We start from the raw sequence: 20,229 nt of genomic DNA, 5'->3' as shown, positions 1-20,229 counted from the left end.
GGATATAAGCGCGGGGGCGGTGCTCCGGTATCGCCCCCCGCTTCTTCCTTTTGTTTTAGGCTTAGCGGACAACGGTCCGGCTGGGCCATTCGCGTATAAGAAATCGCCTGCGGGCTGCAACTTTGACGGGCTCGTCCTGTTAACATACTTCGCAGTACCCCATACCTCCGGGAATTTTATTGCCGGAATCCATAATTATATCGTCCGGGCTCACGCCACCGCGGAAGGCCGCCGCCCGGAGTAAACCAAGGAATGCTAATGACGTCAAACGGCCAAATTCTTAATGCCGAAGAGCAACGGGTGAGCTTCGGCAAGATCAAGCTAACCGATCATTCTCCCGATCTACTTGAAATACAACTAAAATCTTTCCAGGAGTTCTTCCAGCTGGAAACCACCCCCGAGAACCGGGCCCACGAAGGGCTCTACCGGGTGTTCCAGGAGAACTTCCCCATTTCCGATACCAGGAGCATCTTCAATCTGGAGTTTCTGGATTATTTCGTTGACCCCCCCCGGTACACCATCGAAGAGTGTATGCAGCGCGGCCTGACCTACAGCGTACCGCTGAAGGCCAAACTCCGCCTGTCCTGTAACGACGAGGAGCACGTGGACTTCAAAACCATCGTGCAGGACGTCTTTCTGGGCAACATTCCCTACATGACAGGTAAGGGCACCTTCGTCATCAACGGCGCGGAGCGGGTCATCGTCTCCCAGCTGCACCGTAGTCCCGGTGTATTTTTCGGACAGAACTTCCACCCCAACGGTACGGCTATCTACTCCGCCCGCGTGATTCCCTTCAAGGGAGCCTGGATGGAATTTGCCACCGACATCAACACGGTGATGTACACCTACATCGACCGGAAGAAGAAGTTCCCCGTGACCACCCTGCTGCGGGCTATTGGTTACGACTCCGATAAATCCATTCTCGATCTGTTCGACCTGGCCGACGAGGTGGCCAACACCCGGGAGGCACTGACCGCCGCCATCGGCCGCAAGCTGGCCGCGCGGGTACTGCGCGCCTGGACGGAAGACTTCGTTGACGAAGACACCGGCGAGCTGGTGATCCTGGAGCGTAACGAGATCATCCTCGAGCGCGACACCGTGCTTACCGAGGACAATATTGAAGACATCCTCGCCGCCGACGGCATCGAAAACATCATCCTCCAGAAGGAGGACGTGGCGATGGACTACTCCATCATCTACAATACGCTGCAGAAGGACCCCTCCAGCAGTGAGATCGAAGCCGTACAGTACATCTATCGCCAGCTGCGTGGCAGTGATCCGCCCGACGAAGAAACCGCCCGCGGCATTATCGACAAGCTGTTCTTCAGCGACAAGCGCTACAACCTTGGTGAGGTAGGCCGCTACAAGATCAACCGCAAGCTCAACGCCGGCGCCGATGACGAAACCCTTGTACTGACCAAGGAGGACATCATCGCCATCGTCAAGTACCTCGTGGGCCTGATGAACCAGCGCGCCGAGATCGATGATATCGATCACCTGAGCAACCGCCGTGTACGTACGGTAGGCGAGCAGCTGTACGCCCAGTTCGGTGTCGGTCTGGCCCGTATGGCCCGGACGATCCGCGAGCGGATGAACGTGCGCGACAACGAGGTCTTTACGCCGATCGACCTGATCAACGCGCGGACTCTGTCGAGCGTCATCAACAGCTTCTTCGGTACCAGCCAGCTGAGCCAGTTCCTCGACCAGACGAACCCGCTCTCCGAGATCACCCACAAGCGGCGGATTTCCGCCCTCGGACCTGGAGGCCTGAGCCGCGAGCGCGCGGGCTTCGAGGTACGTGACGTGCACTACAGCCACTACGGCCGCCTGTGTACGATCGAGACGCCGGAAGGACCGAATATCGGCCTCATCTCCACGCTCTGCGTACACGCCAAGGTGAACAAGATGGGCTTCCTTGAAACTCCCTACCGGGCCGTTGCCGAGAGCCAGGTCGTCATGGACGGCGACCCGATCTACCTGAGCGCCGAGGGTGAAGACTTCAAGAAGATCGCCCAGGCGAACGCCACCATCGACGAGAAGGGAGCCTTCACCGGCGACCGCGTCAAGGCGCGCGACCACGGTGACTTCCCCGTACTCGAGCCCTCCGAGATCGAGTTCATGGACGTAGCTCCGAACCAGATCGTCGGTGTCTCCGCCTCCATGATCCCCTTCCTGGAGAACGATGACGCCAACCGCGCCCTGATGGGCTCGAACATGCAGCGCCAGGCCGTTCCCCTGCTGAAGCCGACCAGCCCCATCGTGGGTACCGGCCTCGAGGGTAAGGTGGCCCGCGACAGCCGCATGCTCATCAACGCGGAAGGCGCCGGTACCGTCGAATACGTGGATGCCAACGAGATCATCGTACGGTACGAGCGCAGCGAGGAAGACCGTCAGGTCAGCTTCGACGACGATACCAAGACCTACCGCCTCACTAAGTTCCTCCGGACCAACCAGGGAACCTGCGTCAACCTAAAGCCGATCGTCCGCCGCGGACAGCAGGTGAAGAAGGGAGACATCCTCTGTGACGGCTACGCTACTGAAAAGGGCGAGCTGGCCCTCGGACAGAACCTCAAAGTGGCATTCATGCCGTGGAAGGGGTACAACTTCGAGGATGCCATCGTGCTCAGCCAGCGGGTCGTTCGGGAAGACATCTTCACCAGCCTCCACATCGAGCACTTCGAACTGGACGTGCGCGATACCAAGCTCGGCGAGGAAGAACTGACCAACGACATTCCGAACGTAAGCGAAGAAGCCACCAAGGACCTTGACGAGAACGGTATCATCCGCGTCGGTGCCTGGGTCAAGGAAGGTGACATCCTCATCGGTAAGATCACGCCTAAGGGCGAAAGCGATCCTACTCCCGAGGAGAAACTGCTGCGCGCCATCTTCGGTGACAAGGCCGGTGACGTAAAGGATGCCTCGCTGAAGGCCAGCCCCTCCCTGAAGGGCGTGGTGATCGGCAAGGATCTCTTCAGCCGCACCAAGAAGGAGCAGTCGCAGAAGGACGCCGAGAAGCTGGAACTCCAGAAGCTGGAGGACGAGCACAAGGTGAACCTGAACAACCTGAAGACCGTGCTCGTCGACAAGCTCGACAAGCTGGTCCGCGGCCGCGCCAGCCAGGGCGTCAACACCATCTACGGCGAGGTCGTCGTGCCGAAGGGCGAAAAGTTCACGCAGAGCCTGCTCCGCGAGATAGACTACACGACCATCGATTACAGCGGCTGGACCACCAGCGACGAGCTGAACGGCCTCATTGCCCGCCTGCTGCACAACTTCAGCATCAAGGTGAACGAGGAAGTCGGTCGCTACAAGCGCGAAACCTTCAACATCAGCGTGGGTGACGAACTCCCCGCCGGCGTACTGAAGCTCGCCAAGGTGTACCTGGCCAAGAAGCGCAAGCTGAAGGTGGGTGACAAACTCGCCGGTCGTCACGGTAACAAGGGTATCGTAAGCCGCATCGTCCGCGATGAGGATATGCCCTTCCTCGAGGACGGAACCCCGGTCGACATCATCCTGAACCCCCTCGGCGTACCCAGCCGGATGAACCTCGGACAGATATTCGAAACGGTTCTCGGATGGGCCGGTGAGAAGCTTGGCATGAAGTTCGCTACGCCGATCTTCGACGGTGCCAGCCAGGACGAGATCGAGGAGTACATCCAGAAGGCCAAGTTGCCCAGCCTGGGTCAGGCCTTCCTCTACGACGGTGAAACGGGCGACCGCTTCCACCAGCAGGCTACGGTAGGCGTGATCTACATGCTGAAGCTGAGCCACATGGTGGACGACAAGATGCACGCCCGCTCGATCGGACCCTACTCCCTCATTACGCAGCAACCGCTGGGTGGTAAGGCGCAGTTCGGTGGTCAGCGCTTCGGTGAGATGGAGGTGTGGGCCCTCGAGGCCTTCGGCGCTTCCAATATCCTGCAGGAGCTGCTAACGATCAAGTCGGACGACATCCAGGGACGGGCCAAGGCATACGAGGCCATCGTCAAGGGCGATAATCTCCCCGAGCCGAATATCCCCGAGTCGTTCAACGTACTGGTGCACGAGCTCCGCGGCCTGGCACTGGACGTGAAGTTCGACTAGCCTACCTGAACCCCCGTCTTCCAAATGCGGATGACGCTTTGTTGAAAATCAAGTTGCCCAAAGCTCAGTACGCGGATTGCTGAGTTGGTGCATTACCGAATTGGTGCGTTGGCCCGCCGGGTCTAACGCACCAATTCAATCATTCAGTAATTCACCAATCGACCTTGCACCCGCGCGCCGCCGGCAACTTCTCTATAAAATAAACTATGGCATTTAAGAAGAGTACCAACCTCCAGAAGCAGGACTTCGATGCGATCACCATTAGCCTGTCGAGCCCGGACGATATCCTGGAGCGCAGCTACGGTGAAGTACTGAAGCCCGAGACGATCAACTACCGGAGCTACAAGCCGGAACGTGATGGTCTGTTCTGTGAGCGCATCTTCGGCCCGGTGAAGGATTACGAGTGCTACTGCGGTAAGTACAAGCGTATCCGTTACAAGGGCATCGTCTGTGATCGTTGTGGAGTAGAAGTGACCGAGAAGAAGGTCCGCCGGGAGCGCATGGGACACATCCGTCTCGTGGTGCCCGTCGTGCACATCTGGTTCTTCAAGAGCCTCCCCAACAAGATCGCCTACCTCCTCGGCTTCAGCTCGAAGCACCTGGAAAGCATCATCTACTACGAGCGTTACGTGGTCATTAACCCCGGTATCCGGGAGAGTGAGGAGATCATGCACAAGACGCTCCTCACGGAGGAGCAGTACCTCGATATCCTCGAGACGCTGCCCCCCGAGAACCAGCAACTGGAAGACGGTCACCCCGACAAGTTCGTCGCCAAAATGGGCGCTGAGGCTATACGTGACCTCCTGGAAGGCCTCAAACTGGACGAGCTCAGCTTCCAGCTGCGCCACCAAGCCAACACCGAAACCAGCCAGCAGCGGAAGAGCGAGGCCCTGAAGCGGCTCCGCGTAGTGGAAGCCTTCCGCGACGCCCAGGATAACGTGACCAACAAGCCGGAATGGACCATCATCCAGTACCTGCCCGTCGTTCCGCCGGAACTGCGCCCGCTGGTACCCCTGGACGGTGGCCGCTTCGCGTCTTCCGACCTGAACGACCTGTACCGCCGGGTCATCATCCGTAACAACCGCCTCAAGCGTCTGCTGGAGATCAAGGCCCCCGAGGTCATTCTCCGCAACGAGAAGCGGATGCTGCAGGAGGCCGTCGACAGCCTCTTCGACAACAGCCGGAAGTCCAACGCCGTCAAGGCCGAGGGCGGACGCGCGCTGAAGTCGCTTTCCGACATCCTCAAGGGTAAGCAAGGCCGTTTCCGTCAGAACCTGCTCGGTAAGCGTGTCGACTACTCCGGTCGTTCCGTAATCGTGGTAGGTCCTACCCTGAAGCTTCATGAGTGTGGTCTGCCCAAGGGCATGGCCGCCGAGCTCTTCAAGCCGTTCATCATCCGCAAGCTCATCGAGCGCGGTATCGTGAAGACGGTGAAGTCCGCCAAGAAACTGGTCGACCGTAAAGAGCCCGTCATCTGGGAGATCCTGGAGAACATTCTGCGCGGACACCCCGTGCTGCTTAACCGGGCCCCCACGCTGCACCGCCTCTCGATCCAGGCGTTCCAGCCGAAACTGATCGAGGGCAAAGCTATCCAGCTGCACCCGCTCGTCTGTTCGGCCTTCAACGCCGACTTCGACGGTGACCAGATGGCCGTGCACGTGCCGCTGAGCCAGGCCGCTATCCTGGAAGCCCAGGTGCTGATGCTCTCGGCCCACAACATGCTCAACCCCCAGAACGGTACGCCCGTGACCCTGCCCAGCCAGGACATGGTACTCGGTCTGTACTACATCACCAAACAGCGCCGTACCGAAGGCGAGAAGAAGGTGCAGGGTGAGGGCCGCAAGTTCTACAGCTCCGAAGAGGTCATGATCGCCTACAACGAAGGCAAGGTCGACCTCCACGCCGTCATTCACTGCCGCGTACCCGTGGAGCAGGAGGACGGATCGCTGAAGATGAAACTGATCGAGACCACCACCGGCCGCGTGATGTTCAACCTGTCCGTTCCCGAAGGCATGCCCTTCCAGAACGTGCTGCTGACCAAGAAGAACCTGAAGCTGGTCATCGCCGATATCCTCGAGCGGTCCAATTTCGCCATCACGGCCACCTTCCTGGACAAGATCAAGGATATGGGCTTCACCTGGGCCTTCAAGGGAGGTCTCTCCTTTAACCTCGGTGACCTCATTTCGCCCTCGGTCAAGCAGAACGTGCTTGACCAGGCCCGTACCGAGGTGGACGAGGTGATGGACAACTTCAACATGGGTCTGATTACCAACAACGAGCGGTACAACCAGATCATCGACAAGTGGACATACGCCGATAACCAGATCACCAACACGCTCATGCAGGAGCTGGCCACGCACAAGCAGGGCTTCAACTCCGTGTACATGATGCTTGACTCCGGTGCCCGGGGTTCGACCCAGCAGATCAAGCAGCTCTGTGGACTGCGGGGACTGATGGCCAAGCCGAAGAAGTCCAACGACAGCGGCCCCGCCGTCATCGAGAACCCGATTCTCTCCAACTTCGTCGACGGTCTATCGGTACTCGAATACTTCATCTCTACCCACGGTGCCCGTAAGGGTCTGGCGGATACGGCCCTGAAGACGGCCGACGCCGGTTACCTGACGCGTCGCCTCGTCGACGTGGCGCAGGACGTGGTAGTCATGGAGAACGATTGTGAAACCCTCCGCGGTATCGATACCTCGGCCCTAAAGGAGAACGACAAGGTCGTGGAGAGCCTGACCAGCCGGATCGCCGGCCGGTTTGCCCTGCACGATATCCTGCACCCCGTCACCGACGAGCTGATCGTGAAGGCCGACGAGTACATCGACGACCGCACCGCGAAGTACATCGACGACGAGGGCATCGAAGAGGTGACCATCCGCTCAGTCCTCACCTGTGAGGTCAAGCGCGGGGTCTGTGCCAAGTGCTACGGCAAGAACCTCGCCACCGGCCGCCAGGCCGAGATCGGCGACGCCGTCGGTATCATCGCCGCCCAGTCGATCGGTGAGCCGGGTACCCAGCTGACGCTGCGGACGTTCCACGTAGGTGGTATCGCCTCCGTTACCCGCCAGGAAAGCGAGCTCGTATCCAAGTTCAACGGCAAGCTCGTCTTTGACGGCGTGCGCGTCGTGACCGCCGAAAACGAGATGGGCGACAAGCAAGACGTCGTCCTGTCCCGCTCCGGCGAGATCAAGATTGTCGATCCCGAAACCGGCAAGGTCTACGCCAACCATCACCTGCCCTACGGTGGTACCATCCACGTAAAGGATGGTCAGGATATCAAGAAGGGCGACGTGATCGTGGAGTGGGACCCCTACAACGCCGTAATCATCTCCGAATTCAAGGGTATAGCCCGCTTCTCGGATATCGAGGAAGGCGTGACCTTCCGCACCGAGCGCGACGACCAGACCGGTTTCGAAGAGAAGGTGGTCATCGAGACCCGCGACCGGAAGAAGATCCCGACCATCTCCATCCTGAGCAAGGACGGTGAGGAACTGCGGAGCTATAACCTGCCCGTAGGTGCCTACATCAGCATTGAGGATGGCACCGAGGTAGTCGTTGGCGAGAAGATCGTCAAGATCCCCCGGAAGCTGGGTAAGATCGCGGATATCACCGGTGGTCTGCCGCGGGTAACGGAACTCTTTGAGGCCCGTAACCCCAGCAACCCCGCCGTTGTCTCCGAGATTGACGGTGTCGTCACCTTCTCCAAGAAGATCAAGCGCGGTAACCGCGAGCTGATCGTCGAAGCGAAGGACGGACAGAAGCGCAAGTACCTCATCAACCTGAGCAAGCACATCCTGGTCCAGGACCAGGATTTCGTCCGGGCCGGTATGCCGCTCTCCGACGGTGCCATCGCCCCCCGCGACATCCTCGACATCAAAGGCCCCTTCGCCGTACAGACCCACCTGGTCAACGGCGTACAGGAAGTCTACCGTTCGCAGGGTATCACGATCAACAACAAGCACATCGAAGCCATCGTCCGCCAGATGATGCGCCGGGTGCAGATCGTGGACAGCGGCGACACCAGCTTCCTCGAAGGGGAGGCCGTCGAGCGATACGAATTCTTTGAGCAGAACGACTGGATCTTCGACAAGAAGGTCATCACCGACGCCGGTGAAAGCGAGAAGCTCAAGGAGGGACAAATCGTCACCATGCGCCAGGTGCGCGAGGAGAACAGCTACCTGAAGCGTAACGACCTGAAAGGCGTAGCCTTCCGCGACGCCCAGGCCGCTACCAGCTTCCCGCTGCTGCAGGGTATCACCAAGTCGAGCCTCGGTACGCCGAGCTGGATCAGTGCCGCCTCCTTCCAGGAGACGACCAAGGTGCTCTCCACCGCCGCCATCGCCGCCAAGCGTGACTACCTCGAAGGCCTGAAGGAGAACGTCATCGTCGGTAAGCGGATCCCCGCCGGTACCGGTATGCGTCGCTACGACCGCCTCTTCGTCACCACGAAGGAGCAGCAGGAAGCATGGGAGGCCCGCCAGGCCGCCTTCGCCGAGGAGGAAGCCGCCGCCCGCGCCGCCGAGGAAGCCGAACTGGCCTCCGAGGAGCCGGCCGAATAGGTCACTCCCGACTGAATAATCAACGCCCCGCCGGAAGCTTCCGGCGGGGCGTTTTTGTTTGACCGAATGGAGTGCTCTAGTTTATCCGCGTAAGGATGTACGTCCCGGTTTGTTCTTGCCGTTGCGGAGCGCCGTTCGCTTCGATTTCATGGGTGTAGACGAAGTCGAGCACCAAGTCAGTTTCGTCGAGGGCGACGATCTGTAGCAAGCTTGTGCCCCCCTGGTTATTCCTGATTTCGATCCGTGAACCGACCCGTTCGTACGGGCCGGTCATACTCGCCCCGGACACGCTGACTTCCTCGGTAGACGTTTGACCATTGAAGGTGGTGGTGACGCTCTGGGTCATGCTGCCCTCGGCACGGAGCTCAGTCGCTGAGAGGAAGACGAAAGAATACTCGGTCGGTTGTATAGTCTGCAGGGTGTAATCGGCCCGGTATTCCATCCCCTGATAGGAAGATACCGTCGAACCGGTCGCCGTGTAGGACTCCAGGTGCCAGGTCCCCAGCAGCAGGTCGTCACCAACGGTGGTTTCCTGGCCGGGATCGCAGGAAGTCAGCCCCAGTAGCAGAGGGGCGAAAAATAGAAGAAAGAAAAATCGCATTAGGAAGTTTGTTAAATGAGGTGAGTGGCGGAAAATGACCTCCGGACCGGCGGGAACGGGGGCGTGGCAGTAAAAGGTGATGGGAGAAGGCGGGGAAGGCAACGGCTGACCAGGCGCTAAACAGCGTGACTATGCCGGCAACGCATACGCGTCGGTGAATGGGTGTTAGCTAGTGAGTCTTCGTAAATCTACGTATCCCAGGAGATTTTTTAAAGCGGTGCGGTTGGCCTGCTTTGTCCGAGGGGTATCCCTGGCGATAGCGGCTTCCGACTGGCGGCCAAATTGTGTCAACCCGAATCCATCCGTTACTTTACAACTTCCGGTAGGGTAGCCGACACCGCCCCCCGGCAAGCAGCCTATATACGCACCCTATGGCAACCCCGACCGACTGGAAGATCGTACTGGATGACTACTCCAAGACCCCCAAGTACCTCCAGCTCGTCAATTCGATCCGCCATGCGATCGAGGACGACCTGCTGCAGGTCGGTGACCGCCTGCCCTCGGTCAACCGCCTCCTCGTCGAGCTCGACATTTCCCGGGTTACGATCGTGCGGGCCTACGACCTGTTGAAGAAGAAGCAGATCATCGAGAGCGTACCGGGAAAGGGCTACTACGTCAAAGCCAAGGAGAACGGCAAGCGACCCCGTATCCTGCTGCTCTTCAATAAGCTGAGCGCGCACAAGAAGATCATCTACGACGCCTTTTCGGAAACCCTCGGGGAGACGGCCAGCATCAACTTTCACATTTACAACAACGACTTCAAACTCTTCAAGCGCATCATTCAACAGTGCCTGCAGGAGGACTACACCCACTACGTGCTCATCAGCCATTTCCTAGAGGGCGGGGAGCACGCGCTGGACGTGATCCGGCAAATTCCGCCCGACCGGCTGGTGATTCTCGACAAGAAGGTCGAAGGCTTGGGCGGAGCGTACGCCAGCATCTACCAGGATTTTGAGCGCGATATCTTCCAGGCCCTTACCGAACTCCGGGATGAGCTGGTCCGGTACGACCGCCTGACCCTTATTTTTCCAAAACATACCTATCACCCGCGTTCGATCCGTGACGGATTCCTGCGGTTCTGTGCCGAATACGCCTTCACGGGTACTATCGTGCCGGACATCACCAAAAGCGCCCTGCAGCCCGGTACGGCCTTTGTATGCCTGATGGAGGATGACCTCGTCACCCTGATCAAGCGCGCCAAGGAGCAGGAGGTACGCGTCGGGCATGACATCGGCATCATCTCCTACAACGAGACGGTGATGAAGGAGATCCTCCTGGACGGTATCACGACGGTGTCCACTGACTTTTACCTGCTGGGCAAGACCGCCGCCAGCTTTATCCGCGACGGTCGCAAGGAGCACATCGCCAATCCCTTCCACGTCAAGTTGCGCAATTCCCTGTGACCACCGCACCCGCGGACGCGCCCCCGATGGTGGATGCCCCGGCGGGACCGCAGTTGCGGTAATGCGGGGTAGGGCGGTGCATACCGGTACCCCGGGAGCCGGCTTTCGTACCCGCTGGCAGGGACCGGAAAGCCGGGCGAGGACAAAATTCGCAAGAACAGTGCGGAACAGTTGTTAATGGGTGTCAAAGTAACTTGTATTCAAATTATATTTTGATTCCGGGAAAATAGGCACCGTTTGTGCAACCGGATTAAATTCGACATGCAATGAAAACACGCTTTACCCAACTCTCGAGGTCCCTCGCGTGGGCGGCCCTCTTGCTCGGCCTGCTCACCGCCGCCGGGGGGCTTTCCGCCCAGCGAACGGTGACCGGCACCGTCTACGATGAAGAAACCGACGACCCGCTCATCGGAGCCAGCGTGGTAGTTCCCGGACAAGCCAGCCTCGGAACGGTAACGGATCTGGACGGTACCTTCTCGATCGAGGTGCCGGACGGCGCCGAGGAACTAGAAATCTCCTATACCGGGTACAGCGCCCAGCGGGTCTCCATCGCCGGGCAGTCCGCGATCACGGTCAGCCTGAGTAACGGGGCGCTGCTGGACGAAGTGGTCGTGATCGGCTACGGTACCCAGAAGAAGGCGGACGTGACCGGCGCCATCGCCAGTTACGACGCGGAGAACCTCATCGAGCGGCCGGTGACGCGGGTAGACCAGGCCCTCGTGGGGCAAATGGCCGGCGTGCGCGTCCAGCAAACGAGCGGGGTGCCCGGTGCCGGCTTCAGCATCCAGATCCGGGGTACCGGCTCGATCGGGGCCAACAACGAGCCGCTCTACGTAATCGACGGCTTTCCCCTCGATGTGGCCGGGCAGAACAGCGGCGGCGGCTTCGGGCAGGGCAACCCGCTCGACAACATCAGCCCCAACGACATCCAGTCGATCGAGGTCCTGAAGGACGCGGCGGCCGCGGCGATCTATGGCTCCCGGGCGTCCAACGGGGTAGTGCTCATTACTACCAAGCAGGGCCGGCAGGGTAAGGCCCAGATCTCGCTGAATTCCAGCTACGGCTTCAACAACACGGCTAAGAAGCTCGACGTCCTCTCCGCCGAAGAGTGGGTGGACCGGGCCTCCGAGGTGATCGACCACAACTGGGTCACTTCCGGCGAGGGGCGTACCGCCGACCAGACCTCCGCCGAGCGGCTGGCCATCCTGGGCGCTTTCAACAACAACCTGATTAAGGACGAGCGGTGGGCCATTCCGGGGCACCCGGGGCTCACCTACGTGGACTGGCAGGACGAGATGTTCCGCACCGGCGCCATTCAGAACCACAGCCTCTCCGCCCGCGGGGGCAACGACGCCGTACGCTACTACGTGAGCGGCGACTACCTCGACTCCGAGGGCATCGCCATCGGCGTCGGCTACAAGCAGTACTCGGCGCGGGCCAACCTGGAAGTTTCCGCCAGTGACCGCCTGACCCTCGGCGTGAACGTGGCGCCCTCGTACTCCATCGCCAGCGATCCGGGCGTGGAGGGCAAGGACCAGCAGATGCACATTGCGGCCGGTATGGCTCCGGTGGTGGAAGACACCGTCGGACTGAACGCCAACGTAGGCCCCTACGACGTGTACCGTTGGGGAGCCTCCCGCCCGAGCCCGGTCCGCGTGATCGAGAACTCCATCGGCGACACCAAGATCTTCCGCACCATCGGTACCCTATTCGCCGAGTACCGCCTGGCGGACGGCATCCAGTTTCGTACCTCCTTCAACCTGGACAACTCCGACGAGACCCGCAAAAGCTACACGCCGGCCTTTGTGACGCGCAACCGCACCGCCGGGGGCAGCTACTCCGGGTACCGCCGGCAGACCTTCGTCAACGAGAATACGGTATCGCTCGACCGCACCTTCAGCGGCATCCACAACGTGTCGGCCGTGCTGGGTACCTCCTACAACACCTCGAAGTTTGACGACTTCGCCATCCGTACTTCCGGCGGCTTCAACTCGGAGGTGATCACCACCCTCAACGCGGCCAACATCAACCCCTCGAGCACGTACACCGCCGAGACCCGCAATACGCTGGTAAGCTTCTTCGGCCGGGTACAGTACAACCTGATGGACCGCTACCTGCTTACCGGATCGCTGCGCCGCGACGGCTCTTCCCGATTCGGTCCCGAGACCAAATGGGGCGTTTTCCCCTCGGTATCCGCCGGCTGGCGCGTCTCCGAGGAAGCGTTCATGCAGAACGTACCCCTCATCAATACCCTCAAGCTCCGGGCGAGCTGGGGCATCTCAGGCAACAACGGCATCGGCAACTACTCCCACGTTGCCATTCTGGGTTTTGACAACTACAGCTTCGGCGGGGCCCTGGCCCCCGGGCAGGTGCCCGGCAACTTTGCCAACTCGGCGCTCAGCTGGGAAAAATCGGAGACCGTCAACGTGGGACTGGACCTGGGCTTCTTCGAAAACCGGATCTACACCTCCTTTGACTACTACACGAAGCGCAACTCCGACCTGTTGCTCAGCATTCCGATCCCTACCGCGGTAGGCTTCTCTTCGGCACTGACCAACATCGGCGAAGTGCTCAACAAGGGCTGGGAGGTAGAGCTCACCACCCGCAACCTGACGGGCGACTTCCGCTGGACCACCAACCTGAACTTCAGCCACAACCGCAACGAGGTCGTGCAACTCGGTCCCGAGAATACGCCCATCCTGGGCGGTGCCTTTGACATCGCGCACAACATCCTGAAGGTAGGCGAGCCGATGTACAGCCTGTACGTGGTGCAGCAGGACGGCATCCTGAGCCGCTCCGACATCGAAGCCGGCGTGGCCCTCTACGGCAACCAAGAAGAGGGGGATCCCCGCTACGTGGATGCCAACGGCGACGGCGTCATCGATCCCGACGACCGCGTGCTTTCCGGCCACCCCAATCCGGACTACGTATGGGGGATCACGAACAGCTTCTCCTTCAAGGGATTCGACCTGAGCGTGCTCATTCAGGGACAGTGGGGCGGCAAGATCTACTCCACCTTCGGCCGCGGCCTGGACCGCACCGGCATGGGATTCGTGGAAAATACCCTGGGGCTGCACCGCGATCGCTGGCGTAGCGCCGAGGATCCGGGAGCCGGACTGCGCGGCAAGGCGTACTCCTCCTTCGGCCGCATCAAAAATACCGACTGGCTCTATCCCAGCGACTACTGGCGCGTACGCAACATCACTCTGGGGTACGACCTGGGGCGGGTGGTCAGCGTCCGCGGCGTCAGCGGAGCGCGCATCTTCACCAACATCGAAAACTACTTCGGGGGAGACAAGTACGACGGTGGGTACAACCCGGAGGCGATCAACAGCAGTGGCGACGACTACGGTGCCTTCCCGCTGTCGAAGACCATCACCTTCGGCCTGAACCTCACCTTTTAACCCTTACCCCGATCGACATGCAACATACTAAGCTAATTCTGCTACTCCTTACCCTCAGCCTGGCGACCGGCTGCGAGGATGAACTCAACCTGGCCCCGATCTCCGAAGTGGGCAGCAACGGCTTCTTCGCCAGCGCCGGCGACTTCGAGCAGGCCATCAACGGCGTATACGCCAGCCTCGGGGTATCCGGTGGGGGCGACTACCCGGCCATGTACGTGATCCTTGACGAATCCCGCTCCGACAACATCTACGCCCCCGGGGAATCCGGGGTGCGCGACTGGAACGCCATCAACAACTTCCTGCCGACCCTGGCTACCCTGGGATCGGTGGAACGGGCCTGGAACCTCAACTTCAACGCCATCATGCGGGCCAATACGGTGCTCGACCAGCTGGCCGAAAACAGCGGCGTGGTCGGCGACGCGGACCTAGCCACCCGCTTCGAGGCGGAAGCCCGCTTCCTGCGCGCGTTCTACTACTTCGACCTCGTCAAGTGGTACGGCCGGGTGCCCCTCTTCGAATCCTTCGTGACCCCCGACGAGGCGCTCACTATTGCCCGCGCGCCGGTGGCCGATGTCTACCAGCTGATCCTGTCCGATCTGCAATTCGCCGTGGACAACCTGCCGGTAAGCTACTCGGGGACGGACCGCGGCCGCGCCACCTCCCTGGCCGCCCGGGGCATTCTTGCCCGGGTGTACCTGACCCGGTCGGGCCCCGTGCTGCACCCGGAGGGACCCTGCCTCGCCACCGGGGAGTACGACGAGGCCGCCACCCAACTCGACGCGATCATCAACAGCGGGCAATTCGCCCCCCTGGACGACTACGGGGCCATCTTCGCCTACGACAACGAAGGGAACTCCGAGATCGTTTGGGACGTACAGTTCATCTCCGGCGGCGTCGGGGCCGGTGGTTACTACCCGACCGAGTATTACGACGAAGGCTGGGCCCGCGTCAACCTGCCCTTCCCGGGCGGTAATCCCGGCGACGGGACCAAGCGAGTTTCCGACGACCTGCTGGACAGCTACGAGGAGGGTGACCTCCGCGTCGCGGAGACCTTCCTGCTCAACTACGTCAACGGCAACGGAGAGGAAGTCGACGCCCAGTTTTTCGACAAGTTTACCGACGTCTCCATGGCGGGCGGCGACCGCTTCGACTGGTCGCTCAATTACCCGATCATGCGCTATACCGATGTCCTGCTGCTGCGCGCCGAGTGCACCCTGCAGGGCGCCTCCGGTTCGCAGGAGGACGTGGATGCCGCGGTCAATGCCGTGCGGGAACGTGCCGGTCTCGACCCCGTTTCCGGAGTCACCCTCGATATGCTGCTCGAAGAGCGTCGGCGGGAGTTCGCCGGCGAGAACCTCCGGTGGGACGATCTGGTCCGTACCGGCCGGGTGGTCTCGGTGATGAACGACTTCATTGCCCGCGAGGACGACAGCAACAAGATGCAGACCGTCACCGCGGACGACATCGTCTACCCCGTGCCCCAGAGCCAGCTTGACGTCAAGCAGGGCCTCTACGAGCAGAATTCCGGCTACTGATCGCCCGTACCACCGCCGGATTTCCTAATTTTTGTCGACCTATGCCCACCACCACCCGCTTCCTACTGCTTACCCTTCCGCAACTGCTGATGAGTTGGGCGCTCGCCGCCGCCGTCAGCCTGCCCGATATCTTTACCGACCACCTGGTGCTCCAGCGTGAGCAGGTAGTACCGGTGTGGGGAATGGCCGCACCCGGGGAAGCGGTGCGGGTAAGTTTCGGCGGACAGGAGCAACGGACTATCGCGGACGAGGAAGGAAAGTGGCGGGTACACCTGTCGCCGATGGAGGCGTCCGCCACCCCCCGCGACCTCACCGTGTCGGGCAAGAATACCATCGTGCTGACCGACATCCTCGTCGGGGAGGTCTGGCTGCTCACCGGGCAGTCGAACATGCAGTGGCGAGTCCTGGAATCGGACGGCGGGCAGGAAGCGATCGAGGCCGCGGACTACCCGGAGATCCGGCTGTTCAACGTAAGCCGCGAGGTCAGTTTCGGCCGGCGACCGGGGAAGCTAGCGACCTGGGAGCGCTGCTCCCCGGAGACGGTCCCCGAATTCTCCGGGGTGGGGTACTTCTTCGGACTGGAACTCTACCGCAAGCTGGGCATTCCCGTAGGACTCATCAACTCCTCCTACGGCGGCTCCCAGGCCGAAGCCTGGACGCCCCGCTCCTACCTGGCCGCCGACGAGGACCTGGCCCCCACCATCGCCCGCGAGGAGATGTGGGCGGCGGAACGCCCGCAGGTGCAGCGGGACTACGACGCGGCGGTGCGGGCGTGGCAGGCCGAACGGGACGCAGCGGAAGCCGCCGGGACGCGCGTGCCGCGGGTCCCGCGGACGCCGGATGCCCTGCGCGACTACCGTATCGCGGGCTCCATCTACGGAAACATGATCGAGCCCCTCATTCCCTACGCCATCCGCGGGGTTGCCTGGTACCAGGGGGAATCCAACGAGGACCGCGCCGAACAGTACGAGGAACTGCTCACTACCATGATCCGCGCGTGGCGGGACCGCTGGGAGCAGGGGGCGTTCCCCTTCGCTATCGTGCAACTGCCCAATTTCCGCGCCACCGATCCGGAACCGCAGGACCTGGCCTGGAGTCACCTGCGCGACCGGCAACGCCGGGTAGCGAACGACGTGGAAAATGCCGGGCTCATCGTGACCATCGACGTCGGGGAGGCCAACGACATCCACCCTACCAATAAGCTCGACGTGGGCCAGCGACTGGCCCGGTGGGCCCTCACCGACGTCTACGGCGAAGCGGTCCCGGCCGGCGGCCCCGTTTACCGCGACGTGACCTTCGCTGACGGCGCGGCTACGGTCGTCTTCGACCGGGTAGGGGAGGGGCTACGCCTTACGGAAGGCGATGCACCCCGCGAATTCGCCGTCTCGGGGGCGGATGGCCGCTGGTACTGGGCGGAGGCCCGCATCGCGGGGCGCGACCGCATCGTCGTTCGTTCCCCCAAGGTGCCGAAACCGGTGGCCGTACGCTACGCCTTCAACAACAACCCCGAGCACCCCAACCTGACCAATGAAACCGGCATACCGGCCGGCCCCTTCCGCACCGACGACCGTCCCGGACCCACCCACGGCCGGCGCTGATCCGTCCGGCCTTTGTCGCGGGCAGCGTCCGGGTGTCCCGCCGCTCTCGCTAACCAAGAACCTATGATGCGTTACCTACGTCTTTTTATTCTGACCCAGCTCCCGCTGCTTTTACTCCCCCTCCTTGCACCCGCGCAGGGCGCCTCCCCCGCTCCGTTCGACTGGCCAGAGGCCGATAGCGACGCCCGTATCTGGACCCGCTGGTGGTGGCACGGCAGCGCCGTGGACGAAGCCGGCATCACTAGTGAGCTGGAAGCCCTGCGGGACGCGGGTTTCGGTGGGGTGGAACTGACGCCCATCTTCGGCGTGATCGGGGAAGAGGAAGACTTCGTGGAGTACCTTTCCCCGCGGTGGGTAGTTCTGCTTGAGCATACGCTGTCCGAGGTAGCCCGTCTGGGTATGCAGGCCGATATGGCCACCGGCACCGGCTGGCCCTTCGGTGGCCCCTGGGTCACCTCCGAGGATGCGAGCAAGTACCTTGCCCACACCGTATACGAACTCAGCGGCGGGGAGCGCCTCACCGAGCCGATCACCTATACCCAGGAACCAATCTTGCGCCGGATTACCAACGGCGCGCTGGCCCTCTACCGCGCCGCGGAGGCGAGCGGTCGGGAGATGGCCGAACTTGATACGGCGGCGGTACTGCGGGATGCCCGAAGCGTGACCCTCGACGATCTGAACCGCGATATCGGGGCCAATCAGGACCTGCAGGGCCTGGCGCTCGACCAGGTGCGCTTTTCGGAAGCGCTGCCGCTGGTGTCGCTGATGGCGTATCCCGAAAAGGGGGAACCCAAGGAATTGACGGACCGCGTCGGCCCGGACGGGCGGCTAGACTGGACCGCCCCGGCGGGCAAATGGACGCTGTACGCGCTCTTCGAGGGGCTCCACGGCAAGATGGTGGAACGGGCGGCCCCGGGCGGAGAGGGCAACGTGATCGATCACTTCTCGACCCCCGCCATCCGCCATTACCTGGCCCGCTTCGATACCGCCTTCGCGGGTCACGTGACGGGTGGGCTGCGGGCCTATTTCAACGACAGCTACGAGGTAGACGACGCGTCGGGACAGGCCAACTGGACACCGGAATTCTTTCAGGGATTCCGCGACAAGCGCGGCTACGACTTACGGCAGCACCTGCCGGAACTCTTCGATACCACGGCGAGCGAGCAGCACGTACGGGTACTCTCCGACGTACGCGAAACCTTCTCCGAGCTCCTGCTGGAAACCTTCACCCGCGAGTGGGGCAGCTGGGCCACGGAGCGCGGAGCGCGCATCCGCAACCAGGCCCACGGCTCCCCGGCCAGTATCCTGGACCTGTACGCCGCCTCCGACATCCCCGAAACGGAGGGGACCGAGCCCCTGCGCATCAAATTTGCCACCTCGGCCGCCCACGTCACCGGCAAGCCGCTGGTGAGCGCCGAGGCCGCGACCTGGCTGGGGGAGCACTTCGTGTCCGACTGGTCCGACCTGAAACGTAACCTGGACGGCTACCTGGTCAACGGCGTGAACCACCTCGTGTACCACGGCAACGCCTACTCGCCGGCGGGAGACGATTACCCCGGGCGCCTGTTCTACGCCGCCTTCCACGCCAACCGGCGGCACTCCATGTGGGAAGACCTGGGCGCGGTGAATACCTACGTTGGACGCGTGCAGTCGCTGCTGCAGGAGAGCGAAACCGACAACGATATTCTGCTCTACTTCCCGATTTACGACCGCTTCGCGATGCCGGGAAGGGAACTGCTACAGCACTTCGACGGCCACGGGGCGGCACTGGATACGACCGCCGTCGCCCAAATCGGGGAAGAGCTGCTGGCCGACGGCTATACCTTTGACTTCATCTCCGACCGGCAGCTGGCCGCTACGGAGTACGCGGACGGGATCCGCACCGAGGGCGGCGCTACTTACCGTACCGTCGTGGTGCCCGCCACGCGATATATGCCGGAGGCTACGCTGAAGGCGCTGCTGGACCTCGCCCGGGGCGGCGCTACGGTGATCATGGAGGGCGGCCTGCCCGCTTCCGTGCCCGGCCTGCACGACCGCGCGGCGCGGGAAGCGCGGCTGAAGAAATTACTGGGCGAGCTGTCCGGAGCGACCGAAACGTCCGCCGTTGGCAAGGGCCGGGTGATCGTGACCGATGACCTGCACGCCACCCTCGCCGAAATGGATATTCAGTCGGAGAAAATGGTCACCCACGGGCTGACGTTCGCCCGGCAGCGGTACCGCGACGGACGGCTGTACGTGGTTACGAACTGGTCGGATGACGACGTGGACGGCTGGGTTCCCCTTACCGCCGCCGGCGAAGCGGCGGTCCTCTACGATCCCATGACCGGCCGGCGCGGGCTGGCGCGTACCCGCACCACCGCCGACGGCGGACTGGAGCTACGGATGGAACTGGACCGGGGAGCTACGGCCCTGGTATGGGTCACCCCCACCGCGCTGACCGATGCCCCCTGGCCCTATATGGACGGCTCCGGGCCCGAAACCGCGCTCGCGGGTCCCTGGTCGCTGACCTTCGTGACCGGCGGCGCCGAGCTGCCGGGCGACGTGGCCCTCCCGCAGCCGGAACCGTGGACCAGCCAGGAGGGGGACGCCTACCGCTTTTTTTCCGGTACCGGCAGCTACCAGACCACCTTCGCACGTCCCGTTGGGGACGCCCCGGGCTACACGCTTGACCTAGGAGAGGTGTACAGCTCCGCGCGCGTCTACCTTAACGATGAACTGGTGGCCACCCTGATCGGGCCGACGTACAGGGTGTACCTCCCCACCGACCGCCTGCGGGAATCGAATCAGCTTCGGGTCGAGGTGTCCAACCGGATGATCAACCGCATCATCAAGCTGGACCGGGACCGGGTATTCTGGAAGAAATTCTACAACACCAACTTCCCCCCGCGCCTCCGCGAAAACACCGGGCCCCTGGGTATTTTCGATGCGGCCCACTGGGAGCCCGTGCCCGCCGGCCTGGCCGGACCAGTCACCCTGATCGCCAGTCGGGCGGAAAGCGAGGAATAGTTCCTCCGGCCGCTCCTCCACCCCCAACTCCCAATTC

8 protein-coding genes are annotated in these 20,229 nt (G+C 61.9%); 7 read left to right on the top strand and 1 reads right to left on the bottom strand.

Annotation, left to right across the window (positions count from 1 at the left end):
- The first annotated feature begins 258 nt into the window (after positions 1-258).
- Together rpoB and rpoC are read left to right on the top strand one after the other, a co-directional pair.
- Positions 259-4,083: a DNA-directed RNA polymerase subunit beta gene (gene rpoB / locus DQG19_RS04170; RefSeq protein ID WP_116124935.1), complete on the top strand. Its 3,825-nt coding sequence runs from the start codon at positions 259-261 to the stop codon at positions 4,081-4,083.
- Between the two features lie 206 nt (positions 4,084-4,289).
- Positions 4,290-8,645, top strand: a complete 4,356-nt coding sequence (gene rpoC, locus DQG19_RS04165) for a DNA-directed RNA polymerase subunit beta' (RefSeq protein WP_116124934.1) — start codon at positions 4,290-4,292, stop codon at positions 8,643-8,645.
- 76 nt (positions 8,646-8,721) lie between these two features.
- On the opposite strand, the gene DQG19_RS04160 is transcribed toward rpoC, so the two are convergent.
- Positions 8,722-9,246, bottom strand: coding sequence for a hypothetical protein (locus DQG19_RS04160; RefSeq protein ID WP_116124933.1), 525 nt, complete (start codon positions 9,244-9,246; stop codon positions 8,722-8,724).
- Positions 9,247-9,617: 371 nt separating this feature from the next.
- On the opposite strand from DQG19_RS04160, the gene DQG19_RS04155 reads away from it, so the two are divergent.
- The 5 genes from DQG19_RS04155 (at position 9,618) to DQG19_RS04135 (ending at position 20,192) form a co-directional block, all read left to right on the top strand.
- The gene (locus DQG19_RS04155; protein WP_116124932.1) at positions 9,618-10,649 is read left to right on the top strand and encodes a GntR family transcriptional regulator; all 1,032 of its coding nucleotides are present in this window, start codon (positions 9,618-9,620) and stop codon (positions 10,647-10,649) included.
- 266 nt (positions 10,650-10,915) lie between these two features.
- The gene (locus DQG19_RS04150; protein WP_116124931.1) at positions 10,916-14,053 is read left to right on the top strand and encodes a SusC/RagA family TonB-linked outer membrane protein; all 3,138 of its coding nucleotides are present in this window, start codon (positions 10,916-10,918) and stop codon (positions 14,051-14,053) included.
- Positions 14,054-14,070: 17 nt separating this feature from the next.
- Complete coding sequence (locus DQG19_RS04145; RefSeq protein ID WP_116124930.1) at positions 14,071-15,588, top strand: RagB/SusD family nutrient uptake outer membrane protein; 1,518 nt, start codon at positions 14,071-14,073, stop codon at positions 15,586-15,588.
- Between the two features lie 41 nt (positions 15,589-15,629).
- Positions 15,630-17,186 carry a sialate O-acetylesterase gene (locus tag DQG19_RS04140; protein ID WP_116124929.1) on the top strand — a complete coding sequence of 519 codons (1,557 nt, stop codon included), beginning with the start codon at positions 15,630-15,632 and terminating at the stop codon, positions 17,184-17,186.
- Between the two features lie 63 nt (positions 17,187-17,249).
- On the top strand, positions 17,250-20,192 hold the full coding sequence (locus DQG19_RS04135) for a glycosyl hydrolase (RefSeq protein ID WP_116124928.1): 2,943 nt from the start codon (positions 17,250-17,252) through the stop codon (positions 20,190-20,192).
- Positions 20,193-20,229 lie beyond the last annotated feature (37 nt).

The sequence above is a fragment of the Lewinella sp. IMCC34183 genome (assembly GCF_003390915.1).
In the GTDB taxonomy this organism is placed as follows: domain Bacteria; phylum Bacteroidota; class Bacteroidia; order Chitinophagales; family Saprospiraceae; genus Neolewinella.
Note: the sequence above shows the minus strand (reverse complement) of the source record. Positions and strands in the feature narration are given on the sequence as shown.